This window comes from Arthrobacter gandavensis, assembly GCF_015355785.1.
GTDB lineage: Bacteria > Actinomycetota > Actinomycetes > Actinomycetales > Micrococcaceae > Arthrobacter_B > Arthrobacter_B gandavensis_A.
The window spans coordinates 345,527-369,606 of the sequence record NZ_JADKYW010000006.1 but is presented as its reverse complement, the minus strand read 5'-3'; the positions used below and the strand labels follow the sequence as shown (position 1 = coordinate 369,606).

General features: G+C 65.1%; 17 protein-coding genes and 1 pseudogene. 5 read left to right on the top strand and 13 right to left on the bottom strand.

Translation table 11 applies throughout. The features are described from left to right. Positions 1-2: 2 nt before the first annotated feature. From ITX31_RS13480 to ITX31_RS13440, 9 genes are all read right to left on the bottom strand, one after another. A complete protein-coding gene (locus tag ITX31_RS13480) occupies positions 3-1,028 on the bottom strand; it encodes a gluconeogenesis factor YvcK family protein (protein WP_194783923.1) in 1,026 nt (341 codons plus the stop codon). After that, positions 1,029-1,928 carry an RNase adapter RapZ gene (gene rapZ / locus ITX31_RS13475; protein ID WP_194783922.1) on the bottom strand — a complete coding sequence of 300 codons (900 nt, stop codon included), beginning with the start codon at positions 1,926-1,928 and terminating at the stop codon, positions 1,029-1,031. It abuts the gene before it with no gap. A 107-nt stretch (positions 1,929-2,035) separates the two neighbouring features. Beyond that, the gene (gene uvrC / locus ITX31_RS13470; protein WP_194783921.1) at positions 2,036-4,039 is read right to left on the bottom strand and encodes an excinuclease ABC subunit UvrC; all 2,004 of its coding nucleotides are present in this window, start codon (positions 4,037-4,039) and stop codon (positions 2,036-2,038) included. 74 nt (positions 4,040-4,113) lie between these two features. Then, positions 4,114-4,782: a lysophospholipid acyltransferase family protein gene (locus ITX31_RS13465; RefSeq protein WP_194783920.1), complete on the bottom strand. Its 669-nt coding sequence runs from the start codon at positions 4,780-4,782 to the stop codon at positions 4,114-4,116. Next, entirely contained in the window at positions 4,769-5,464 is a 696-nt protein-coding gene (locus ITX31_RS13460; RefSeq protein ID WP_194783919.1) for an HAD hydrolase-like protein, read from the bottom strand. The genes ITX31_RS13465 and ITX31_RS13460 overlap by 14 nt, the downstream gene beginning before the upstream one ends. Positions 5,465-5,565: 101 nt before the next feature. Then, complete coding sequence (gene uvrA, locus ITX31_RS13455; RefSeq protein ID WP_323745686.1) at positions 5,566-8,460, bottom strand: excinuclease ABC subunit UvrA; 2,895 nt, start codon at positions 8,458-8,460, stop codon at positions 5,566-5,568. Positions 8,461-8,514: 54 nt separating this feature from the next. Beyond that, on the bottom strand, positions 8,515-8,952 hold the full coding sequence (locus tag ITX31_RS13450; protein WP_228529346.1) for a GntR family transcriptional regulator: 438 nt from the start codon (positions 8,950-8,952) through the stop codon (positions 8,515-8,517). 37 nt (positions 8,953-8,989) lie between these two features. Next, positions 8,990-10,906 (bottom strand): ABC transporter ATP-binding protein, encoded by a 1,917-nt coding sequence (locus ITX31_RS13445; protein ID WP_194784309.1) that lies wholly within the window; start codon positions 10,904-10,906, stop codon positions 8,990-8,992. Between the two features lie 2 nt (positions 10,907-10,908). Then, positions 10,909-12,642: an ABC transporter ATP-binding protein gene (locus ITX31_RS13440; protein WP_194783917.1), complete on the bottom strand. Its 1,734-nt coding sequence runs from the start codon at positions 12,640-12,642 to the stop codon at positions 10,909-10,911. A 134-nt stretch (positions 12,643-12,776) separates the two neighbouring features. Here ITX31_RS13440 and ITX31_RS13435 point away from each other — a divergent pair, with 134 nt between their 5' ends. Beyond that, on the top strand, positions 12,777-13,418 hold the full coding sequence (locus ITX31_RS13435) for an MBL fold metallo-hydrolase (protein WP_194783916.1): 642 nt from the start codon (positions 12,777-12,779) through the stop codon (positions 13,416-13,418). Between the two features lie 10 nt (positions 13,419-13,428). Here the strand turns inward: ITX31_RS13435 and ITX31_RS13430 are convergent, their stop codons facing one another. Then, positions 13,429-14,211 carry a trans-aconitate 2-methyltransferase gene (locus ITX31_RS13430; RefSeq protein WP_194783915.1) on the bottom strand — a complete coding sequence of 261 codons (783 nt, stop codon included), beginning with the start codon at positions 14,209-14,211 and terminating at the stop codon, positions 13,429-13,431. Between the two features lie 84 nt (positions 14,212-14,295). Between ITX31_RS13430 and ITX31_RS13425 the strand changes: the two genes are divergently transcribed. The 4 genes from ITX31_RS13425 (at position 14,296) to ITX31_RS13410 (ending at position 19,937) form a co-directional block, all read left to right on the top strand. Then, positions 14,296-16,836: a DEAD/DEAH box helicase gene (locus ITX31_RS13425; protein ID WP_194783914.1), complete on the top strand. Its 2,541-nt coding sequence runs from the start codon at positions 14,296-14,298 to the stop codon at positions 16,834-16,836. A gap of 10 nt (positions 16,837-16,846) precedes the next feature. Then, on the top strand, positions 16,847-17,329 hold the full coding sequence (locus ITX31_RS13420; protein WP_194783913.1) for a GNAT family N-acetyltransferase: 483 nt from the start codon (positions 16,847-16,849) through the stop codon (positions 17,327-17,329). Beyond that, entirely contained in the window at positions 17,326-18,624 is a 1,299-nt protein-coding gene (locus ITX31_RS13415) for an alpha/beta fold hydrolase (RefSeq protein ID WP_228529345.1), read from the top strand. Before ITX31_RS13420 ends, ITX31_RS13415 begins: the two co-directional genes overlap by 4 nt. 128 nt (positions 18,625-18,752) lie before the next feature. Beyond that, a complete protein-coding gene (locus tag ITX31_RS13410; RefSeq protein WP_194783912.1) occupies positions 18,753-19,937 on the top strand; it encodes a hypothetical protein in 1,185 nt (394 codons plus the stop codon). A gap of 113 nt (positions 19,938-20,050) precedes the next feature. Here the strand turns inward: ITX31_RS13410 and ITX31_RS13405 are convergent, their stop codons facing one another. The 3 genes and pseudogenes from ITX31_RS13405 to uvrB all read right to left on the bottom strand — a co-directional run bounded on the left by ITX31_RS13405 (position 20,051) and on the right by uvrB (position 24,023). Beyond that, positions 20,051-20,500: an SHOCT domain-containing protein gene (locus ITX31_RS13405; RefSeq protein ID WP_323745685.1), complete on the bottom strand. Its 450-nt coding sequence runs from the start codon at positions 20,498-20,500 to the stop codon at positions 20,051-20,053. Between the two features lie 344 nt (positions 20,501-20,844). Beyond that, positions 20,845-21,840 (bottom strand): annotated as a pseudogene (locus ITX31_RS13400) (TerC family protein); the annotation flags it as partial. 95 nt (positions 21,841-21,935) lie between these two features. Beyond that, complete coding sequence (gene uvrB, locus ITX31_RS13395; RefSeq protein WP_194783910.1) at positions 21,936-24,023, bottom strand: excinuclease ABC subunit UvrB; 2,088 nt, start codon at positions 24,021-24,023, stop codon at positions 21,936-21,938. Positions 24,024-24,080: the final 57 nt, after the last annotated feature.

Genomic DNA, 24,080 nt, shown 5'->3' with positions numbered 1-24,080 from the left:
TCCTAGCTTTCCCCAAAAATATCGTGATAGGCAGCGGCCAGCCGCAGCGGATCATGGACCGGCCCGCCGGCCGCTGCCCCTACCTTACCGAAGACGGCCCGCGCCCCCATTTCCGCGGCGGCAGCCGTGAAGGCGTCCTGGTCCCCCACAACCGCCGGGTCTGCCAGCACTGCATCTACCTTGAACCCGGGCGCATAGCGCCGGATGGCGTGCAGATGGTCCACGGCATTCATGCCCGCGGTTTCCTTCGTTTCATTGAGCAGGTTCATGGTCAGGCACCGCCGTGCGCTCGTTGCGCACAGCGCCTCGCGCAGCTGCGGGAGCAGCAGGTGCGGCAGCACCGAGGTATACCAGGACCCCGGACCGAGAATGACCCAGTCGGCCTTCTCGATGGCCGTCAGCGCATCCGCACAGGCGGGGGCATCCGAGGGCAGCAGCCGTACGTTGACCACGTTGGACCGGGTGCCGGCCACGGCGAGTTCGGCCTGGCCGGTCACGGTGTCGTGGCGCAGCCCGGACTCGGTCTGCCGCAGTACGTCGCCCTGGATGGTCAGCGGCTGGGTGGACATGGGCAGGACCTGGCCGCGGGCGCCCAGGAGGGCGCCGGCCCACTGCAGCCCCGCTACCGGATCTCCCAGGAGTTCCCACAGGGTAACGATCAGCAGATTGCCCAGCGCGTGGTTGTCCAGTGACCCCTCAACCCCGGGCCGGGACTTGAAACGGTGCTGCATGACGTCCCGCCAGGTGCGTCCCCAGTCCGTGTCGTCACACAGCGCGGCGAGTGCCATGCGGAGGTCACCGGGGGGCAGCACATCCAGTTCCTCGCGCAGCCGGCCGGAGGAACCTCCATTGTCCGCCACGGTTACCACGGCCGTCAGGTCCGTGGTGAGCAGCCGGAGCGCGGAGAGCGTGGCGGAGAGTCCATGCCCGCCTCCAAGCGCGACGACGGCGGGGGGCTTGGTCCCGTTCGTTGCCGGGAGCGTCGATCCTTCCGGGAGTACCGGGATGGGCCCGGTAAGGAAACTCACCTACTCCCGCCCCAGGTCGCGGTGGTGGGCGCTGACCGTCACGTGGGGCAGCTGGGCGAGGCGCTTGGCGAGCTCCTCGGTCACGGCAACAGAACGGTGCTTTCCGCCGGTGCAGCCGACGGCAATGGTGGCATAGTGCTTGTTCTCACGGCGGTAGCCGTCAATGACCGGTACCAGGGCGTCCACGTAGCGGTCCAAAAACTCCTCCGTGCCGAGGGCGGCAAGGACGAAGTCCCGGACGTCCGCATCCTGGCCGGTGTGCGGGCGCAGCTGCGGAACCCAGTGCGGATTGGGGATGAAGCGGACGTCTGCGACGAAGTTCGAGTCAACCGGCAGGCCGTACTTGAAGCCGAAGCTCATGACGTTCAGGCGCAGGACGATCGGGCCCTGCTCGGAGAAGAGCTCGGTGACTGCCGTCGCCAGGGCATGCACGTTGAGCTTGGATGTATCGATGATGATGTCCGACGCGTCCCGGAGTTCCTTGACCACGTCGCGCTCGGCGGCGATGCCGTCCAGGATTCGTCCGTCCTCCTGCAGCGGGTGCGGCCTGCGGCCGGACTCGAAGCGCTGGACCAGGGTCTGGTCCGAGGCATCCAGGAACAGCACGCGGTAGGTGACTCCGGCGGCGCGCAGGTTGTTCAGCGCCTCGCGGATGTCCTGGAAGAGTTCCTTGCTGCGCACGTCAATGACCACCGCGAGCTTGGGGATGGAGTGCGGCATGCGCGACACGAGCTCGGTGAGTGTGCCCAGCATGAGCGGAGGCAGGTTCTCCACCACGTACCAGCCGTGGTCTTCCAGCGCGTTGGCCGCCGTGCTCCGGCCGGCACCGGACATGCCGGTGACAACAAGCAGCTCGGACTCGGCAGGTTTGACGCTTTGCAGCCCGTCCACTTCAGTCATTCGTCTTATCCCGTTCTTCGCCGGGCCCCCGCTGCCGGGCAGCCGCCTGCATATTCCGCCGTCTATCCGGGCCAAGGGTCCCGGCCGGTCCAGCTACCCCAGCCTAGCTAAGATTCAACTATTTCGCCGGTGGCCATGTTCACCGCCGGCTCCGCATCCGAAGTAGTGGATGCCAGGGCCGCCTGAAGCGCCGCAGCCATGGAAGGGCCAATGCCCGGCACCTCCTGCAGCTGCGCGGCGTCGGCCTGCTTGAGCCTGCGGACTGAACCGAAGTGCTTCAGCAGGGCCTTCTGCTTGGCCGGGCCCAGGCCGGGGACTGAATCCAGCACGGAGGCCGTCATGGACTTGCCGCGCTTCTGGCGGTGGAACGTGATGGCAAAACGGTGAGCTTCATCGCGGATCCGCTGCAGCATGAACAATGCCTGGGAAGCACGGGGAAGGATCACCGGGAAATCGCTTTCCGCAACCCAGACCTCTTCCAGCCGCTTTGCCAGTCCCACGACATACACGTCGCTGATGCCCAGGTCCTCGAGGGCCCTGGAGGCAGCGGAGACCTGGGGCTTGCCGCCGTCGACCACTACCAGGTTGGGCGGGTAGGCGAACTTGGCCTTGGGTGCAGCGGTGAGGGTGTTCGATACCGGGCCGCCCGGTTCCTGGCCTGCCGCGCCGCTCCCGGGTTCGGCGTCGGGCACTTCTGCCGCGGGATCGAAGTTCTCCGCGAGGTAGTGCTTGAACCGCCGGGAAATGACGTCGTACATGGAGGCGGTGTCATCGCGTGCGGCTTCGCCGGTGATGGAGAAGCGCCGGTAGTCAGACTTCTTCATCAGCCCGTCTTCGGCGACCACCATGGAAGCCACCACATTGGTTCCCTGGACGTGGGAGATGTCATAGCACTCGATCCGCAGCAGCGGCACAGGCAGATCCAGTGCCTCCTGCAGTTCGGACAACGCGGCCGAGCGCGTGGTGAGATCCCCTGCACGGCGGCTCTTGTGCAGCCGCATTGCGTCCTCGGCGTTGCGCGTGACAGTTTCCATCAGCGATTTCTTGTCGCCGCGCTGCGGTACCGAAATCTTCACCTTGGAGCCGCGCAGGCCACGCAGCCAGACCTGGAGTTCCTCGGCGTTCTCCGGCAGCACGGGCACCAGGACGCGTCGCGGAATGCTGTCCTGCGCGGACGCCTCGCCATAGACCTGCTGGAGCAGATGCTCCACCATTTCGCCGGTGTCCATGTCCTCAACCTTCTCCACCACCCAGCCTCGCTGGCCGCGGATTCGGCCGCCGCGGACGTGGAAGACCTGCACGGAGGCTTCGAGTTCGTCCTGCACCATGCCGAAGATGTCCGCATCGGTGTCTTCGGACAGGACCACCGTGTTGCGTTCGAAGACCTTTTTCAGTGCCGCGATGTCGTCCCGCAGCCGGGCAGCCGATTCGTAGTCAAGGTCCGCGACCGCCGACTGCATCTGCTTCTCCAGGTCGTTGATGAAGCGCTTGCCTTCACCGGACATGAAGGAGCAGAGCTCGGCGGCCAGCGCCTTGTGGTCTTCCGGGCTGATTCGTCCCACGCAGGGAGCGGAGCATTTGTCGATGTAGCCCAGCAGGCAGGGGCGGCCGGTGCGTTCTGCCCGCTTGAAGACCCCGGCACTGCAGGTACGGACCGGGAAAACGCGCAGGAGGGTATCCAAAGTCTCGCGGATGGCCTTGGCCGGATAGAAGGGTCCGAAGTAGCGGGTGTCCTTCCGGCGTTCGCCGCGCATCACCTGCGCGCGGGGATACTTCTCCCCCATGGTGACGGCAAGGTACGGGTAGGACTTGTCGTCCCGGAACATGATGTTGAACCGGGGATTGAATTCCTTGATCCAGGTGTACTCAAGCTGCAGCGCCTCGAGTTCGGTGCCGACCACCGTCCATTCAACGCTGGTGGCGGTGAACACCATGGCCCGGGTCTTGGGCATCAGTTGCCGGGGGCTGGCGAAGTATGAGTTCAGCCGGGAACGTAGGTTCTTTGCCTTCCCAACGTAGATGACCCGCCGGTGTTCATCACGGAATCGGTACACCCCGGGTTCGGTCGGGATCTCCCCCGTCCGGGGCCGGTAAGTTGCTGGATCTGCCACTTTCCCATCCTACGGCCCGGCTCCGCCGCCCGGAGCCGGGTTCGCCGCCCGCGCAAAGCCCGCCGCGAAGGGGGCTACGCGCCGTCGGGTTTGTTCTGGTTGTAGCTGCCGGCCCGTTCCTGTCCGGAGAGTTCGGCGATGGCATCCATGACCTGGTCCGTTACCCGGCGCCGTTCCGGGAGCGCGTGCTGCGGGCCGGTCTTGGAGAAGTAGAGCGGCCGGCCCACGGTCATGGTGAATGAGTGCGGCTTCACCCACTTCTTGCCGGCCGGCTGCAGCTTCTGCGTTCCCACCAGGCCCACCGGAACAACCGGGGCCCCTGAGGTCAGGGCTAGCCAGCCGACGCCGGTGCGGCCGCGGTACAGGAGCCCGTCCCGGGACCGCGTGCCCTCAGGGTAGATCCCGATTCCGCCGCCCGTCTCCAGTACGTCGAGCAGGGATTTGAGGGCAGCGACGCTGGCGGCCTGCTGTCCGCGTTCCACCGGAATTGAACCGACGCTTTCAAAGAAGTTGCGCATGGCTGCGCCCTTGAGCCCCGGTGTGGTGAAGTACTCGGCCTTGGCGAAGAAGCCGACCCGGCGGGGCATCAGCGCCTGGATGAGCACGCTGTCCAGGAAGGACAGGTGGTTGGCGGCGACAATGAAGGGTCCGCTGGTGGGGACGTTTTCCAACCCGGTGATGGTGGGGCGGCAGAGCGAAATCAGCCCGCGCGTGCTTGAACGGGTGAGGTTATACAGTCCCATGGGCACCTGCCGTCCGGACGCATGAATGCACGGCGGACGCCAGGTCTTCGGGGAACTGCACGACGGCGGCGGCACCGGCGGCCTCAAGCTCGCCGTCCTGAGCGAACCCCCAGGCGACGCCGATGCAGGGTACGCCGTTTGCGGAGGCCCCGTGGACGTCGTGGGACCGGTCCCCGATCATCACGGCGGTGGAATATTCACCCTCATGCCGGTCCAGGGCGGCCCGCACAATGGAGACCTTGCCGTCAGCGGCAGCGAGCCGCTCGTCTGCCGGCGAACCGTGGATCGAGTCGAACAGGTGACCGAGCCCCTGGAGCGCCAGCAGTTCGCGGGCAAGGGGTTCGGGCTTTTGGGTCGCAACAGCCACCAGTGCGCCTTCGGCCTGCAGGCTGCGCACTGCATCGGCGATGCCGGGGTACGGCATGCTCGCAGCCATCCCGGTTTCCCGGTAGCCCCTGCGGTACTCGGTGATCACGCGCTCCAGGCGGTCCGCGGGAACTCCCGCGATGGCCGTAAGGGACTCCTTGAGCGCCGGACCCACCATTCGCTCCAGGTCAGCTGCCGGAGGGACCGGAAGACCGGATGCGGACAGTGCTGCTGCAATCCCACCGGTGATGCTGCCGGCCGGGTCCACCAGGGTACCGTCCAGGTCGAAGAGGACCAGGAGCCTTGAAATCGTCACCGGGCAAGTTTCGCACAGAGAACCGCCCGTGGGTAAACCGGCAGCCGGAGGTATAACCGGAGAGGAATATGCCGGCGGTATTTGCTTTCCTGGTGCGGTCCCTAGCCTAGGATCTCGGCCAGGAACCTGCCGGTGTGGCTGTCGGGAGACTTCGCGACCTTCTCCGGCGTGCCGGAGGCCACCACCATGCCGCCGCCCGTGCCGCCGTCGGGACCCAGGTCGATAAGCCAGTCGGCACTCTTGATGACGTCCAGGTTGTGTTCGATGGTGATGACGGTGTTTCCCTTGTCCACCAGCCCCTGGAGCACCAGCAGCAGCTTGCGCACGTCTTCGAAGTGCAGGCCCGTGGTTGGCTCGTCCAGGACGTAGACACTGCGTCCGTTGGAGCGCTTCTGCAGCTCGGCGGCGAGCTTGACCCGCTGCGCCTCGCCGCCGGACAGTGTGGTGGCAGGCTGGCCCAGGCGGACGTAGCCGAGTCCGACGTCGACCAGCGTGTTCAGGTGCCGGGCGATCGGCGCGAAGGCAGCGAAGAACTCAGCCGCTTCGGCAATCGGCATGTCCAGGATCTCGGCGATGTTCTTGCCCTTGTAGTGGACTTCCAGCGTTTCCCGGTTGAAGCGTGCACCATGGCAGACCTCGCAGGGAACGTAGACGTCCGGCAGGAAGTTCATCTCGATTTTCAGGGTGCCGTCGCCGTGGCAGGCCTCGCAGCGCCCGCCCTTGACGTTGAAGGAGAACCGGCCGGGCAGGTAGCCGCGGACCTTCGCTTCCGTGGTTTCGGCGAAGAGCTTGCGGATGTGGTCGAACACGCCCGTGTAGGTAGCCGCGTTGGATCGCGGTGTGCGTCCAATGGGGCTCTGGTCCACGTGGATGACCTTGTCCAGGTGCTCCAGCCCGTCAATCCGGGTGTGGCGTCCCGCAACGTGCTTTGCACCGTTGAGCTTGCTCGCCAGGACCCGGTAGAGGATGTCGTTGATCAGGGTTGACTTGCCGGAACCGGACACACCCGTGACCGCCGTGAAGACACCCAGCGGCACGCTCACGTCGACGTTGCGGAGGTTGTTCTCCCTGGCACCGATGATTTTCAGCTGGCGTGACTTGTCCACCTTGCGCCGCTTTGCGGGAATCTCGATTTTCCGCCGGCCGGCGAGGTAGTCGCCGGTGACGGAGCGCGTGTTGGTGAGCAGCTCGGACAACGGGCCGGAGTGGACGATTTCACCGCCCTTCTCCCCTGCGCCGGGTCCGACGTCGACGATCCAGTCAGCTTCGTGAATCGTGTCCTCGTCATGCTCCACGACAATCAGTGTGTTGCCCAGGTTGCGCAGCCGGGCCAGGGTTTCGATCAGCCGGCGGTTGTCCCGCTGGTGCAGCCCGATCGAGGGCTCGTCCAGGACATACAGCACCCCCACCAGCCCTGAGCCGATCTGCGTGGCGAGGCGGATGCGCTGGGCTTCGCCACCGGAGAGCGTTGCGGCCGGACGGTCCAGGGAAAGGTACTCCAGGCCGACGTCGAGCAGGAACGTCAGGCGCGCCTTGATCTCCTTGAGGACCTGTTCGCCGATCTTCGCTTCGCGCTCCGTCAGCTCGAGGGTTTCAAAGAATCCAGCCGCCTCACGCAGCGGCATGGCGCTGGCTTCGGCGATGTTGCGCTTGTTGATCAGCACCGACAGGGACGCCGGGTTCAGGCGCGCGCCGCCGCACTCAGGGCAGGCGATTTCCCGCATGTACTCTTCGTACCGGTCGCGTGAGCTCTCGGACTCGGTCTCCTGGTGCTTGCGCTTGATGTAGCCGATCACGCCTTCGAAGCCCGTGGTGTACTTCCGCTCCCGGCCGAAGCGGTTGCGGTACTGGACAACAACCTTATGGTCCTTGCCGTGCAGCACGGCTTCCCGGGCCTTGGCCGGCAGCTTCTTCCACGGTACGTCCATGGAGAAGCCCATGTCCTTGGCCAGTCCGGACAGCAGGCGGTTCCAGTATTCAGTGGTTGCTGTGCCCATCGACCACGGTGCGATTGCGCCGGCGGCCAGGCTGAGGTTCGGATTGGGAACCACCAGTTCCTCGTCCACCTCCAGCCGTGAGCCGATGCCCGTGCACACAGGGCACGCGCCGAACGGGTTATTGAAGGAGAAGGACCGCGGTTCGATCTCGTCGATGGCAAGCGGGTGCTCGTTCGGGCAGGCCAGGTGTTCGGAGAAGCTCCGGGTACGTTCCTGGCTGTCCTCGGGGAGGTCCACGAAATCCGCGAGGACGCGGCCGTCCGCCAGTCCCAGTGCGGTTTCCACGGAGTCGGTAAGCCGCTGGCGTATGCCTTCCTTGGCAACCAGGCGGTCGATGACCACCTCGATGGTGTGCTTGTACTGCTTGCCCAGTTTGGGGGGATCGGAGAGCTGGATGGTTTTGCCGTCCACCTTGGCACGCGAGTAGCCCTTGGCAGCGAGGTCCTTGAACAGGTCCACGAACTCGCCCTTGCGCCCGCGCACCACCGGCGCCAGGATCTGGTACCGCGTGCCATCTTCGAGTTCCAGCAGCTGGTCGGTGATCTGCTGCGGGGTCTGCCGGCTGACCGGCTCGCCGCAGACGGGGCAGAACGGGGTGCCCACGCGGGCCCAGAGCAGGCGCATGTAGTCGTGGATCTCGGTAATGGTGCCTACCGTCGAGCGGGGGTTCCGGCTCGTCGACTTCTGGTCGATGGAGACGGCCGGTGAGAGCCCCTCGATGAAATCGACGTCGGGCTTGTCCACCTGGCCCAGGAACATCCGGGCGTAGGAGGAAAGCGACTCGACGTAACGCCGCTGGCCCTCGGCGAAGATAGTGTCGAAGGCCAGGGAGGACTTGCCTGATCCGGAGAGGCCGGTGAAGACGATCATGGCGTCGCGCGGAAGATCCAGGTCCACGTTCTGCAGGTTATGTTCCCTTGCACCCTTGACCACCAGGCGTGAAAGATCGCCGGAAGGATGCGGATTGTGGCCAGAAGTCAGTGAAGTCGCGGTAGACACGCTTTCCACTCTAGATCAAACGGGATTCGAAAACGTATTCGAGGGCTCGTATGTTCACCGCTGGCGTAGGGCCGCCTGCACGAGGGACAGGGCTTCCTTGTGGTCCACCCCGTTGGCGCTGACCGTGTCGGCGAAAACCCGGGCGGCCTCCGCCACGCGGCGGCGCCCGTTGTCACCTGCGGCAGCCACGACAGTGCCGGCCCGGGACCGGGTGGTCACCACCTCAGCCTGCTCCAGCTCCCGGTAGGCCCGCGCGACGGTATTGACGGCCAGTCCCAGCTGGGCGGCAAGGGTGCGTACCGGCGGAAGCCGGATTCCCACCGGCAGGCTGCCGTCATTGGCCGCGTCGAGGATCTGCAGGCGGAGCTGTTCGTACGGGGGCACCGAGCTAGCCGCATCGATCCGCACCCAGTTGAGCACGCCGTCGTCCATGCCACCGCTTTCTTCTGATACTGCCGCCGGACCGCGGATGCGGGCCGGTTCCTTGTCCATCTTGCCACGGACCCGCCCCGTGCGGCGGAGGGAGGAGCTAATCCGGCGCCTCGGCCGTAGAAGCCGGCTCGCGGAACTGGGACTGGTAGAGCTGGGCGTAGAAGCCGCCGGCATCCAGGAGGGCCTCATGGGTTCCCTGTTCAACGATCTGGCCGTCCCTGACCGCAAGGATGACGTCGGCATCACGGATAGTTGAGAGCCGGTGGGCAATCACGAAACTGGTGCGGGCCTCGCGCAGCGCTCCCATCGCCAGCCGGATAGCCACCTCGGTCCTCGTATCCACCGAGCTGGTCGCCTCGTCCAGCACCAGGATGGAGGGGTTGGCAAGCCAGGCCCGGGCAATGGTGATGAGCTGGCGCTGTCCCTGGCTCAGGGAACCTCCGTCGGCGCCCAGGATTGTGTCGTAACCCTCCGGCAAGGACCGGACGAAATGGTTTACATGGGTGGCCTTTGCCGCGGCCATGAGTTGCTCCTCGGTGGCATCGGGTGCCCCGTAGGCCAGGTTCTCCCGGATGGTTCCCTCAAAGAGCCAGGCGTCCTGGAGGACCATGCCGATGCTGCGGCGTACATCGTCGCGGGTCATGGTCACGGTGTTAACGCCGTCCAGGAGGATCTCGCCGGAGTCCACGTCGTAGAAGCGCATCAGCAGATTCACCAGGGTGGTTTTCCCGGCCCCGGTCGGCCCGACGATCGCCACAGTCTGGCCCGGTCTCGCTTCGAAGGAGAGATCCCTGATCAGCGGTGCCTGCGGCGAGTAGGAGAAACAGACGTGCCTGAACACGACGTCGCCGCGCACCTTCTCCAGCCGCACCGGATCCTTGGGGTCGGGTTCGATTTCCTTCGCGTCCAGCAGGGCAAAGACGCGCTCCGCGGAAGCCAGGCCGGACTGGAGCATGTTGATGAGTCCGCCCAGCTGGCCCAGGGGCTGGCTGAACTGGCGGCTGTACTGCACGAACGCCTGGACTGCCCCGATGGACAGGGCGCCGCCGGCTACCTGGATGCCGCCGACGACGGCAACCGCCACGTAGTTCAGGTTGGAGATGAAGGTCATGGCAGGCATGATGATGCCTGAAACGAACTGGGCACGGAACGAAGACTCATACAGCCGTTCGTTCCCCGGATGGAAACCCTCCACCACCCGTTCCTGCTGGCCGAAGGCCTTTACTACGTCCTGGCCGGTGAACATCTCCTCGATGTAGCCGTTGACCTCACCGGTGGACTTCCATTGGGCTTTGAACTGCACCTGCGAGCGCTTGGCGATCACCACGGTCACCAGGGCGGAGACAGGAACCGTGAGCACGGCGATCAGTGCCAGCAGCGGAGAGATCCACAGCATCATGGCCAGTACCCCCGCGATGGTCAGCACCGAGGTAATGACCTGGGTGATGCTCTGCGAGAGGGTTTGGGCGAGGTTGTCGATGTCATTGGTGACGCGGCTCAGCACGTCGCCCCTGGACTGCTGCTGGAAGTGGGACATGGGGAGCCGGAACAGTTTGGCGTCCACGTCCCTGCGCAGCCGGTACATGGCGTTCTGCACGATGCGCGCCGTGACCCGGGCCTGCGCCCATCCGAAGAAGAAGGACGCGAGGTAAATGGCCAGCACGGCGGTCAGCAGCGACCCCAGCTCGGAGAAGCTGATGCCCTGGCCGGGAACCGCGTCCATGGCGGCAAGCATGTCTGCCAGCTGGGCCTGTCCGGAAGCCCGCAGCTGCTCAACCTGCTCTGCCTTCGACACCCCCGGGGCCAGGGAAGCGCCAATCACGCCGTCGAAAATAACGTTCGTGGCGTCACCGAGGACTTTCGGGGCGGTGACGGCGAGCGCAACGGAGACGACGCCGAAGACCAGCACGGCGGCGACGCGCCAGGTATCCGGTGAGAGCAGCCTCAGCAGCCGCGCACTGGAGGCCTTGAAGCTGGCCGGCTTCGCTGCCGGACCGCCGGCGCGGCCATGCATGCTCACAGCGCTTCCTCCGGTGCGTACTGCGAGGAAACGATCTCCCGGTAGGCGCTGCTGGACTCAAGGAGTTCGGCATGCGTGCCTGCCCCGGCGATCCGCCCCTCCTCCAGGACGATGATCCTCCCAGCATCGGTAATGGTGTTCACCCGCTGGGCCACCACAACGACCGTCGCGCGGGCGGTGCGCTGTTTCAGGGCTGCGCGCAGCCGTGCATCGGTGGTGAAGTCGAGTGCGGAGAAGCTGTCATCGAACAGGTAAATGTCCGGCTGGACCACCAGCGCCCGGGCTATGGCAAGCCGCTGGCGCTGGCCGCCGGAGAAGTTGCCGCCGCCCTGCTCGACTTTCTGGTCCAGCCCGCCCTCGGCTGCCCGGACGAACTCGGCAGCCTGGGCGATCTCCAGCGCTTCCCAGAGTTCTTCATCCGTGGCGCCCGGCTTGCCGAATCGTAGGTTGGTGGCGATGGTGCCGGAGAAGAGGTGTGCGCGCTGCGGCACCAGGCCGATGCCGGAACGCAGGGAGTCCAGGCTCACTCCGGCGGTGTCCTGCCCGTCAACACGAATGCTGCCTACGGTCGGATCCAGCAGCCGGGGAACCAGGTTCAGGAGGGTGGACTTCCCGGCTCCGGTCGAACCGATGATGGCGGTGGTCTGTCCCGGCTCGGCTTCGAAGCTGATGTCCTGCAGGACGGGGGCCTCGGCACCGGGATAGGTGAACCCCACCCCCGAAAAGACAAGCCGGCCGCCGTCGTACACCAGCTCCCGGGCGTCCGGGGCGTCCCGCACGCTGGTCCGGGTATCGAGCACTTCGTAGATCCGCTCCGCGCAGACGGCGGCCCGCGGCAGCATCATGATCATGAACATGGACATCATGACGGCCATCAGGATCTGCATGATGTAGGCGATGAACGCCGTGAGTGCGCCGATCTGCATTTGTCCGGCGTCTATTCGGAAGGCGCCAAGCCAGACCACGGCCACAGTTGCCAGGTTCGCCACCAGCATGGCGGCGGGGAACAGCAGGGCCAGGTACTGGCTGACGCGCAGCTGGGTGCCTGTGAGGCTGCTGTTGGCGCCGTCGAACCTCTGCATCTCGGTGCGTTCGCGCACGAAGGCCCGGATCACGGCAATCCCCATGATCTGTTCCCGCAGTACTCCGTTGACCCGGTCGATCTGCTTCTGCGCCCGGCGGAACAGCGGAACCAGCCGGCGGAGTACCAGGCCGATGATGATGATCAGGACGGGCAGGATCAGCAGGAGGATGCCGGAGAGCGGAATGTCCTGGTTCAGGGCCAGCAGGACCCCGCCTATTCCCATGATGGGTGCCGAGACCATCATGGTCATGGTCAGCAGCAGGGACATCTGTACCTGCTGCACGTCGTTGGTTGTCCGGGTGATCAGCGACGGTGCACCGAAGAGGCCCACCTCCCGGCCGGAGAACGTCTCCACGTTGGTGAACAGCGAGCGCCGGACGTTCCGGCCCACCCGCATGGCGGTGCGGGCCGCGTAGTAAGTGGCGGCAATGGAACAAACCACCTGCGCGGCGGTGACGGCCAGCATCCAGCCGCCCACGTCCAGAATGACGCCGGTATCCCCTTTCACCACGCCCCGGTCGATGATGTCCGCGTTGAGCGTGGGCAGGAACAGCGTGGCGGCGGTCTGCAGGAACTGCAGGATGACGACGGCGGCGACCGCACCCTTGTACGGAGCCAGGTTTTCGCGAACGAGCCGAAGAAGCACGTATCCTCCCGGAACTGCCGGGGGCGTTCCGGCACCATCTGAACGTACGCCCGGCGCGCGCCGGCGGCAAGGGACCACCGGACACGCAGCACTGTTATCCGGGGGCGGGATGCCGGCGCGCTTAGACTGGCGCCATGCTCGATACCAGGAACGTTTCGATTCGCCGTGCCTCAGTTGGCTCCATGGACAACAACGTCTATGTGCTTACTGCCAAGAATTCGGGGACGCAGGTCCTCATTGATGCCGCGGATGATTTCCCCCGCATCCAGGAACTGCTCGACGCCGGTGCCTCGGACAGCAGCTCCGGCAAGGCCGCGGTGCGGATGATTATTACGACGCACAGCCACTGGGACCATGTGCGGGCGCTTGCTGAAGCCAAGGCTGGCACCGGGGCACGGACAGCCGCGGGCGGGCCGGACACCGCGGACATCGAGGTTCCCACCGAGGTGCCGCTTTCCCACGGGGACGTGCTGGACTTTGACGGTTTCGACCTCGAGGTTATTGCCCTGCGGGGCCACACCCCCGGCTCCGTGGCCCTGGTCTACCGGGATCCGGAGGGCCCGGTGCACCTCTTCACCGGAGATTCGCTCTTCCCGGGCGGCCTGGGCAATACGCAGAAGGACCCCGAACGCTTCGCTTCGCTTTACCGGGACGTAGTCGAACGTATATTCGAACAGTTCCCGGATGACACCGTGGTACATCCCGGCCACGGCGCCGGAACCACCCTGGGTGCTGAACGCCCGCACCTGGCGGAATGGAAGGAACGCGGCTGGTAGTACCGGCGCCCTAAGGCTTGCGTGCCACCATAAAGAGCCTGCGGAACGGCAGAACGGTTCCCCGGGATCCGGGCGGATATGCCTGCCGCAGCAGCGCTGCGTAGTCGGATTCGAACGCCCGGTATTCGTCCGGGTCCAGGGCCTGCATGACCGGGCGGAGGGCCGTGCCCCGCACCCAGTCCAGTACGGGATCCTGGCCGGTGAGCACCTGCAAGTAGCTGGTCTCCCAGACATCGGCGGCCATGCCGGCGTCCAGGAACAGTTCGAGGTACTCCCCGGGTTCTGCCACTGAATCGGTTCCGCGGAGCACGCCCGCGAGCGCCTGGGCGTAACGCGGGCCGGCCGCCAGCTCCCGCATGAGTGCATGCGACGGGGCACCAAAGTTCCCCGGAACCTGCACGGCGATCCACGATCCGGGGTCCAGTGCCTTCGCCCAGCGGGCGAGCAGGTCCGTGTGCCCCGGGACCCACTGCAGAGCTGCATTGGACAGCAGGACTCCCGGCCCCGGAGAAGGGTTCCAGTCCTGGATCCCGCCCCGGGAAAAGCGGAGGTTCCGTCCGGAGCGGGCCTGCGCTTCGCGGATCATGTCCTCGGACGAATCGATGCCGAAGACGGGGCTTTGAGGCCAGCGTTCGGCCAGGACGGCGGTGAGCGCGCCGGTTCCGCAGCCCAGGTCCGCAACCCAGGCCGGCTCCGTGTCCGGCTGTCCGGCGCCGATTCTGGTGGCCAGGTCGAAGAACGGCCGGTCCCGGTGGTCCGCAAACTGGAGATAGCGTTCTGGGTCCCATTTCATGCCCGTGAGCCTAGCAGCGCCGTCGTGCGCGGCTTTGGAGGCGGCAGCGGTGATTTTTGCGGCCGGGCTAGGCTGGTAGGTGAGATGAAACTACTTGACTCGCTTCCCGCAGCAGCCAGCGGAACCACGACCATTGACCCGGACGAGGTCTACACGTCCTTCCTCGAGTGGGTGGAGGGACGCGGCATGTCCCTCTACCCTGCCCAGGACGAGGCAGTCATGGAGCTGGTGACCGGGAACAACGTCATTCTGGCAACGCCTACGGGATCCGGTAAGTCGATGGTGGCTATCGCGGCGCACTACTACGCGATGGCACTGGATGAGCGCAGCTACTACACCGCTCCCATCAAGGCGCTCGTGTCGGAAAAGTTCTTCGCGCTGTGTGACATCTTCGGGGCAGAGAACGTCGGCATGGTCACCGGCGACTCCTCTGTGAACAAGGACGCCCCGATCATCTGCTGCACGGCGGAAATCCTGGCGAACATTGCCCTGCGCGAGGGCGCCGACGCTGACATTGGAACCGTCATCATGGACGAATTCCACTTCTACTCCGATCCGCAGCGCGGCTGGGCCTGGCAGGTGCCGCTGCTGGAGCTGCCGCAGTCGCAGTTCCTGCTGATGTCCGCGACCCTCGGTGACATGACCCGGATCAGCACGGACCTTTCCAAGTCCACGAACCGTGACACGGTAACGGTGTCCTCGGTGCAGCGGCCCATCCCGCTGCACTACTACTACGTTGAGACACCGGTGCAGGAATCCCTCGAGGAGCTCCTGGCCACCAAGCAGGTTCCGGTCTATGTGGTGCACTTCTCCCAGATCGAGGCGATTGACCGGGCCCAGGCGCTGATGAGCATCAACGTGTGCACCCGCGAGGAGAAGGACCGGATTGCGGAGCTGATCGCCGGGTTCAGGTTTGCCCCCGGATTCGGCAAGACCCTGAACCGGCTGGTGCGCCACGGCATCGGCGTCCACCACGCCGGCATGCTGCCCAAGTACCGGCGGCTGGTTGAGCAGCTGGCGCAGGCCGGGCTGCTGAAGGTTATCTGCGGCACCGACACCCTGGGCGTGGGCATCAATGTGCCGATCCGCACCGTGCTGATCACCGCGCTGAGCAAGTACGACGGCGTCCGCACCCGGCCGCTGAACGTGCGGGAATTCCACCAGATTGCCGGCCGCGCAGGCCGTGCCGGTTATGACACGGCGGGCACCGTCGTCGTGCAGGCGCCGGAGCACGTGATCGAGAACGCCAAGGCAATGGCCAAAGCCAAGGCGAAGTTCGGTGATGACCAGAAGAAGCTGCGCCAGGTGGTGAAGAAGAAGCCCCAGGCCGGATTTGTCTCCTGGGGCGAGCCCACCTACAAGAAGCTGGTCGAAGGAACACCGGAACCGCTGTCCTCAAGCTTCAACGTCACCCATGCGATGCTGCTGAACATTCTGGAGCGCCCCGGAGATCCGTTTGCCGCCGCCAAGCGGCTGCTGACGCACAACCATGACACCCGGTCCTCGCAGCTGCGCCTGATGCGCAAGGCACTGGGCATCTACCGGGAGCTGAAGACCGCCGGGATCGTCGAAAAGCTGCCCGCACCGGATCCGGACGGCCGTACCGTCCGGTTGAAGGTGCATCTGCAGCCGAACTTCGCGCTGAACCAGCCGCTCTCCCCCTTCGCCATGGCAGCCCTGGAAATCCTGGATCCGGAGAGCCCGTCCTACGCACTCGACGTCGTCTCCGTCATCGAGGCGACGCTGGAGAAGCCGCGTCAGATCCTTTCTGCCCAGGAGAAGAAGGCCCGCGGCGAAGCCGTGGCGGCGATGAAATCCGAGGGCATCGAGTACGAGCAGCGGATGGCGCTTCTCGAGGAGATTACCTACCCCCAGCCGCTGGCGGACCTCTTGTTCCAGTCCTTCGAGGTTTACCGGTCCGGCGCTCCGTGGCTGGGCGACTTCGAGCTGACTCCCAAGTCAGTGGTGCGGGACATGTACGAACGCGCCATGAGCTTCAGCGAGTACGTGGCGTTCTACTCCCTGGCCCGGTCCGAGGGCGTGGTGCTGCGCTACCTGGCCGACTGCTACAAGGCCCTGCTGCAGACCGTTCCGCCCGAGGCCCTGCGCGAAGACCTCTCCGACATCATTGAGTGGCTGGGCGAACTGGTCCGGCAGACCGACTCCTCCCTGCTGGACGAGTGGGAGGAACTGGCCGCGGGAATCGACGCCTCGGCGGGCAGCGACCCTGTCCTTCCGCCGGCACCGGAGAAGCTCACCGGTAATACCCGTGCCTTCCGGGTGATGGTGCGCAACGAGATGTTCCAGCGGGTGAAGCTCTTCGCGGACGAGGACGACGCCGCGCTCGGTGCGTTAGACGCCGGTTCCGGCTGGGACGCGGACCGCTGGGCGGACGTGCTTGATGCGTACTTTGAAGAGCACGATGACATTGACGACGGCCCGGATGCGCGCGGTCCGTCGCTGCTGATCATCAAGGAGCTGCCCGGCAAATGGGAGGTGCGGCAGATCTTCAAGGACCCCGCCGGACACCTGGACTGGGGCATCAGCGCCGCGGTGGATCTCGCTGCCTCCGACGAGGCCGGCTCCCCCGTCATACGAGTGATCCACGCGGGGCGCCTGGACTAGGCTGAATGCCATGCACATTCGAGCTGCGCGCAGAGAAGACGTCCCGGTGATCCTTGAGCTCATTCACGAGCTGGCTGTCTACGAAAAGGAACCGGACGCAGTCCGCAACACCCCCCGGGCCCTGGAACAGCACCTGTTTGGCGAACACCCGGCGGTCTTCGCGCACGTCCTGGAGGACGGCGGCGCAGTGCAGGGCTTCGCACTCTGGTTCCTTAACTACTCCACATGGGAAGGCGTCCACGGGATCTGGCTGGAAGACCTCTACGTCCGGCCCGAAACCCGTGGACGCGGCTACGGAAAGGCGCTGTTGCGCAGCCTGGCGCAGACCGCCCTTGAACGCGGCTATGCCCGCGTGGAATGGACCGTCCTGGACTGGAACGAACCCTCCATCCTGTTCTACAAGTCCCTGGGCGCCCAGCCCATGGATGAGTGGACCACCTACCGCCTCACCGGCGATGCCCTCGAAGAGTTCGGCACTCCCGGAGCAGCATGAGTGTCCCGCACACCGCTTCGGTGCCGGTTATCGTCCGCGGCATGCGGGTAACGGAGCACCGCTTCACTGTTCCGCTGGACCATTCTCGTCCGGACGGGGAGCAGATCACGGTCTTCGCCCGCGAGTACTCCGATCCCGAGCGCACGGCGGACGGCGAAGTGCCGTGGCTGCTCTACCTGCAGGGCGGTCCGGGCGGGAAAGGGAACCGGCTGCTTCAGTTCGGCGGCTGGACCAAGGCGGCCTCACGGCACTTTCGCATCCTCATGCTGGACCAGCGGGGCACCGGCCTCTCCACCCCCGCCAACCGGCAGACGCTTTCGGCCCGCGGCGACGCCGCTGCGCAGGCCGAGTACCTCACACGCTTTCGGGCCGATTCGATCGTCGCTGACGCTGAACTGATCCGGGCAGCCCTGGGCTCCGGACCGTGGAGCATCTACGGGCAGTCCTATGGCGGCTTCTGTGCGCTGACCTATCTGTCCTTCGCGCCGTCCGGCCTGAAGGAAGCCCTTATTACCGGTGGCCTGGCACCACTTTCCGGCCCCGCAGACCGGGTGTACCAGGCCACCTTCGCACGGGTCGAAGCCCGGAACGCTGAATACTTCGCCAAGTATCCCCAGGACCGGGAAGTCGCCACCCGGATTGCCCGGCACCTGGAGTCCGTCCCCGAACACCTTCCCGACGGTTCATGGCTCACCGCGGGGCGCTTTCAGATGGCAGGTTCCTTCCTGGGCGGAAACACCCGGATGGACGGACTCCATTACCTGCTCGAGGAAGCCTTCATCCCCACGGCGGACGGGCAGCGGCTCTCGGATACCTTCCTGGCCGGCATGTGGCACGTGGCTGAGCGGTCCACCAACCCGCTGTATGCCCTGATGCACGAATCGATTTACGCCCAGGGGCAGGCCACGGACTGGGCTGCCTGGCGGGTGCTGCAGTCACGGCCCCAGTTCAGGCCCGATGCCGCCCGGCCGCTGTTTACCGGAGAGATGGTCTACCCCTGGTACTTCGAGGAGGATCCTGCCCTGCGCCCGCTGCGGCAGGCCGCGGACCTGCTTGCCTTGAAGTCCGACTGGCCGGACCTGTACGACTGCCGGCAGCTCGCCGCCAACGAGGTTCCCGTCGCGGCGGCTGTCTACACGGACGACATCTACGTGGACCGGGACCTTTCGATGAAAACTGCGGAAGCCGTCCGGGGCCTGCAGGTCTGGGAGTCGGACGAGTTCCACCACGACGGGATAGCGGACGACGGCGAGGGAATCTTTAACCGGCTGCTGGGCATGGTGCGGGCGGGATAACCCACGTCAGACCGGCTTCGCCTCCGGCCCCCGCCGACGCATGCCAGATCCATTTCTGAGGCCCTTCTAAGTGCCGTAAATGGGTCGTAGCCTGACTGCAACAGTGAGCTGCAGAGAAAGGCCCTGTCATGACACCGAGCACGCGTCTTGAAACCGAAAAACCCGAAGTCACGCCGCCGCCTTCCAGATGGCGGCGCATCACGTCAACCGTCCTTGGCATCCTGGCCGGCTTGATGCTGGTCATAGCGGTAGCAGCAGGATACGCGGGTGTGTTGATCTCAAACACAGACCGCTACGTAGCGGCGGTCGGACCGGTGATCGCGGATCCCGCGGTCCAGTCGGACATCTCCACGAAGATCAGTGATCAGGTGACCAGCCAGCTGGATGTCAGCGCAGCCGTCACCAACGCCGTCGCCGGCGTCGACGACTCACCCACGGCGCGGGCACTCGCCGCAGCGGCTGCACCGGTTGTCGCTGAACGCACCGACGCCCTGATCGACAAGGCCATCGGAAGGGTGGTGGCAAGCCCCGCGTTCGCGACCCTGTGGACTGATGCGAACCGGAAGGCCCATGAAGCCCTGGTGAGGGCGTTGGACGACCAACCGGGCGGCGTGGTCAATGTCAGTGACAACGGCGACGTGACCATTTCCACCACGGCTATGGTCGGGGAGGTCAAGTCCCGTCTCCTGGACCGCGGCATCTCTGCCGCCTCCGCTATCCCCGACGACGCCGGCCGCGACTATACGGTCTTCAGCGCACCGGGCCTGGGGTCGGCATTATCGGCGCTCCAGGCTCTGGGGAGGGCAGCAGTCATCCTTCCCTGGGTGGCGGCAGCCCTGGCTGTCGCTGCGGTTCTGACGGCCCCGGCGGGCCGGCGGCTGAGGGCCGGAACCGTATTCGCCATAGCGAGTGCCTCCGCGGCAGTCGCCGCACTGCTGGCGCTTCGATTCATCGAACAAAGCGGCGTCGAAAATGCGGTTTCCGGCAGCGCGGTGTCGCCCCAGTCGGCGGCGGCCCTCAGCGATGCATTGCTGGGTCCGCTCAGCGCGCTGCTGCGGACTGTGGTCATCCTCGCCCTGCTGGCCATCGGGGTCATCTACGCGGTGGTGCACCGCCGCCGGTGGCTGCCGTGGGCGCTGCGGCATGTGCGCTCCGTCCAGGCAAGCGCCGCCGGCGTCATCCTGCTGGTGCTGGTCATACCAGGGATTAGCGCCGCGGTCACCATTGGCATCTGCCTGATCATGGCGGCGCTTATCGTGGTCCTTGAATTGGAGTTGAGGGCCAGCAGGCGGCCCGCGCCCAGCAGCAGCTGACTGCGGTCCTCCGCCGGCGCTCCAGATGAAGGACCTCCGGATGGCCTGGCTGTGCCGGCCGTCCGGAGGTCCTTCTTGTATTTGTCTGTCTTCAACGATCCTGGTCAGGGCAGCTAGGCGAGTGCCTTATCCTTGAGCCGGCCAAACTCGTCGCTGGTGATCAGCCCCTCATCCAGCAGCGATTTAGCGGAGCTTATCTGCGCTGCAGGCGTCTGGGTGCCGGCGGTGCGGCGGATGTAGTCAGCTGTTTGCTGCTCCGTCTCGCTCGCGTGCCTGGCGGACCTTGCGGACATTCCCCTGCCCCTGGCTATCACGTAGACAAGTGCGGTCAGGTACGGCACGAACAGCAGGAAAAAGATCCATAGGGCTTTGATCCAGCCGTTCGTCTGCTCGTCCCGGAACAGGTCCACGAAGATCTGGAACAGCAGGACGAGATACGCGAACACGAAAAAGACGACAATTATCGACCACAGAACCTCGACGAAATTCATCGCGGACTCCTCGGTAGCGTCGACGGAAACGAAATGGTCCAGCGGACCGTGGGTTACCCCTCCCGGTTCCATCCCGGGAGGGACGGTGGCAGTACGGTCAGGTTAGCACCGCACACCGTGAACGGACCCCCGCATCCGCAGATTCTCCAGTCGCGCTTTTCCGGGCCGGGACTCCCGCTGCCGCGGGGTCCCGGCGCTGGCTCCCCGGGTCAGAGGTCCGTGGTCCCCGTCCGGCGGGGATCCGAGGCCAGGAACCTGGCACGTGCCTCATCGGTGATCTCAGGCAGTTCGACGTCGGACCGGGTTTCGGCGGCCTTTTCGGCCGCACGGTACGTCCTGGAGACGTCATCGTAGGCCTGGGCGCGTTCGGCGTGCGGCGCGTCCTCACCCAGGCCCCGGTAGACCTTCAGTGCGTTTTCCAGCGACGCCACTGCCTGCACCGCCTTGGCCTTGGGGCTCAGCAGGCTGGCAACCGTAGCGACCACGATGGTACCCAGGATGACGGCAAGCGAGACGAACGTGGGGATCTCCGGCGCCCAGTCAACCGATTCTCCACCATTGATGAACGGCAGTTCATTCACGTGCAGCGCGTGCAGGATCAGCTTCACGCCAATGAAGGCGAGAATGACGGACAGGCCGTGCTTGAGGTAGATGAGCCGGTCCATCAATCCGCCGAGCAGGAAGTAGAGCTGGCGCAGGCCCATCAGGGCGAAGATGTTGGCCGTGAAGACGATGAACGCACTCTGCGTCAGGCCGAAGATCGCCGGGATTGAATCCACCGCGAACATCAGGTCGGTCACGCCGATGGTGATGAACACGATGATCATCGGCGTGAAGACCTTCTTGCCGTCAACCACCGTACGGATCTTGCCGCCGTCGAAGTTTTCAGTCATGGGCAGGAAACCGGTGAGCTTGCGGACCAGTTTGTTGTCGCTGCCGCCTTCCTCGTCTTCACCGTTGTCCGTGGCCTGTTTCCAGGCCGTCCAGAGCAGGAACGCGCCAAAGAGGAAGAAGACCCAGGAGAAGTTCTCGATCACGGCCGCGCCCACAATGATGAAGATGCCGCGGAGGATCAGCGCAATGATGATGCCGAACATCAGCACCTCCTGCTGGTACTTCCGGGGTACCGAGAAGCGGGCCATGATGATGATGAACACGAACAGGTTATCGATGCTGAGGCTGTATTCAGTCACCCAGCCGGCGACGAACTGGCTGCCGTATTCCGGACCCGTGAAGATAAACATCATCACGGCGAACAGCAGCGCCAGCCCAACGTAGAAGCCGACCCACAGGCCGGCTTCCTTCATGGATGGTTCGTGCGGCCGCTTGACCACCAGGAGCAGGTCGAAGAGCAGAACCAGCCCCAGGACAATAAACGTACCGACCTCGAAGGAGAGGGGTAATGCGGGCATAGGAGCAGACCTTTCAGAGCACGGAAAAGGCGGGGAGTTCCGCAGCTGCTACGGAACTTCCCCACCGCCGTCGAAAAGCTTACACCCAGTGGCTCCTAGGCGTGCCCGGCGTTCTGCATCTGCCGCAGTTCCTTCTTCAAGTCCCCCACCTCGTCGCGGAGGCGGGCAGCCAGTTCGAACTGCAGTTCCGCGGCGGCCGCATGCATCTGCTCAGTCATCTGCTGGATCAGGGACGTGAGGTCCTCGGCGGGTGCGGCAGCCAGTCCGTCCTTGCGGATGGTCTTGGCACCCTTGCCCTTACCCTTGGTGTTCTTCTTCGCTGCTTCTTCCAGCAGGGCCTTGGTGTCCGCATCTTCACGGGCAAGGGAATCGGTGATGTCCGCGATCCGCTTGCGCAGCGGCTGCGGATCCACGCCGCGTTCCTTGTTGTAAGCCACCTGGATGGCCCGGCGCCGGTTGGTCTCGTCGATGGCATGCGCCATGGAGTCCGTAATCCGGTCCGCGTACATGTGCACCTGGCCGGACACGTTTCGAGCGGCACGGCCGATGGTCTGGATGAGCGACGTCGAGCTGCGCAGGAACCCTTCCTTGTCTGCGTCGAGGATCGAGACGAGCGAAACTTCGGGCAGGTCCAGTCCTTCACGGAGCAGGTTGATGCCCACCAGCACGTCGAAGGTTCCCATCCGGAGCTCACGGAGCAGTTCAACGCGGCGGAGGGTGTCGACGTCGGAGTGCAGGTATTCCACCTTCACGCCGTTTTCAAGGAGGTACCCGGTGAGGTCTTCAGCCATGCGCTTGGTCAGCGTGGTGACCAGGACCCGCTCGTCCTTCTCGGTGCGGGTGCGGATCTCCGCCAGCAGGTCGTCAATCTGGCCCTTGCTGGGCTTAACCACGACTTCGGGATCCACCAGCCCGGTGGGCCGGATGATCTGCTCCACCACGCCGTCAGCCTTGCCCAGCTCATACTTGCCCGGCGTTGCGGACAGGTAGACGGTCTGGCCAATGCGCTCCAGGAACTCGTCCCACTTCAGCGGTCGGTTGTCCATCGCGGACGGAAGCCGGAATCCGTGCTCCACCAGGGTGCGCTTGCGGGACATGTCGCCTTCGTACATGGCACCGATTTGGGGGATGGTGACGTGGGACTCGTCGACGACCAGCAGGAAGTCATCCGGGAAGTAGTCCAGCAGGCAGTGCGGCGCGGTCCCGGGCCCGCGGCCGTCGATCCAGCGCGAGTAGTTCTCGATGCCGTTGCAGAAACCCATCTGCTGCATCATTTCCAGGTCGTATGTAGTGCGCATGCGCAGCCGCTGCGCTTCAAGCAGCTTGTTCTGCCCTTCAAGCTCCTGCAGCCGCCCGCGCAGCTCATCCTCGATGCCCTTGACCGCGCGGCTCATCCGGTCCGGACCGGCCACGTAGTGCGATGCCGGGAAGACGTACATCTCCTGCTCGTCCCGGATGAGGTCACCGGTGAGCGGGTGCAGGGTCTGAATGCTCTCGACCTCGTCCCCGAAGAACTCAATCCGGATGGCCTGTTCCTCGTACATCGGAATGATCTCCACGGTGTCCCCGCGTACGCGGAACGTGCCGCGGTGGAAATCCATGTCATTGCGGACGTACTGCATGGAGACGAACTTGCGCAGCAGGTCATCCCGGTTCATTTCCATGCCGCGGCGCAGGGTGACCATGCCCTGGATGTATTCCTCGGGGGTACCCAGGCCGTAGATGCAGGAGACGGTGGCGACGACGATCACGTCCCGCCGTGTCAGCAGGGCATTGGTCGCGGAATGCCGCAGCCGTTCCACTTCCTCGTTGATCGAGGAGTCCTTCTCAATGAAGGTGTCCGTCTGCGGAACGTACGCTTCGGGCTGGTAGTAGTCGTAGTAGGAAACGAAGTACTCGACCGCATTGTTGGGGAGCAGTTCCCGGAATTCGTTGGCCAGTTGTGCTGCCAGGGTCTTGTTCTGCACCATGACCAGCGTGGGCCGCTGCACCTGCTCCACCAGCCAGGCCGTAGTGGCACTCTTGCCGGTGCCGGTGGCGCCCATCAGGACGACGTCCTTCTCACCGGCGTTGATGCGTTCAGCCAGCTCCTTGATGGCGGTGGGCTGGTCTCCCGCCGGCGAGTACTCGCTGACTACTTCAAAGGGGGCTACGACTCGTTTGATGTCCTGCGCAAGACTCATGGTTCAACGCTACTCCGGGACGCGGCCAGGTGCTGTCCGTATTGCTGACGGCATAAC

Excerpts from the sequence above, each read along its gene's own strand:
- ITX31_RS13465 (WP_194783920.1), bottom strand. The coding sequence starts at position 4,782 with ATGGGACTGTATAACCTCACCCGTTCAAGCACGCGCGGGCTGATTTCG.
- ITX31_RS13405 (WP_323745685.1), bottom strand. The coding sequence starts at position 20,500 with ATGGAACCGGGAGGGGTAACCCACGGTCCGCTGGACCATTTCGTTTCC.
- ITX31_RS13420 (WP_194783913.1), top strand. The coding sequence starts at position 16,847 with ATGCACATTCGAGCTGCGCGCAGAGAAGACGTCCCGGTGATCCTTGAG.
- ITX31_RS13435 (WP_194783916.1), top strand. The coding sequence starts at position 12,777 with ATGCTCGATACCAGGAACGTTTCGATTCGCCGTGCCTCAGTTGGCTCC.
- ITX31_RS13430 (WP_194783915.1), bottom strand. The coding sequence starts at position 14,211 with ATGAAATGGGACCCAGAACGCTATCTCCAGTTTGCGGACCACCGGGAC.
- ITX31_RS13410 (WP_194783912.1), top strand. The coding sequence starts at position 18,753 with ATGACACCGAGCACGCGTCTTGAAACCGAAAAACCCGAAGTCACGCCG.
- ITX31_RS13450 (WP_228529346.1), bottom strand. The coding sequence starts at position 8,952 with ATGGACAAGGAACCGGCCCGCATCCGCGGTCCGGCGGCAGTATCAGAA.
- rapZ (WP_194783922.1), bottom strand. The coding sequence starts at position 1,928 with ATGACTGAAGTGGACGGGCTGCAAAGCGTCAAACCTGCCGAGTCCGAG.
- ITX31_RS13415 (WP_228529345.1), top strand. The coding sequence starts at position 17,326 with ATGAGTGTCCCGCACACCGCTTCGGTGCCGGTTATCGTCCGCGGCATG.
- ITX31_RS13445 (WP_194784309.1), bottom strand. The coding sequence starts at position 10,906 with ATGCATGGCCGCGCCGGCGGTCCGGCAGCGAAGCCGGCCAGCTTCAAG.
- ITX31_RS13425 (WP_194783914.1), top strand. The coding sequence starts at position 14,296 with ATGAAACTACTTGACTCGCTTCCCGCAGCAGCCAGCGGAACCACGACC.
- uvrB (WP_194783910.1), bottom strand. The coding sequence starts at position 24,023 with ATGAGTCTTGCGCAGGACATCAAACGAGTCGTAGCCCCCTTTGAAGTA.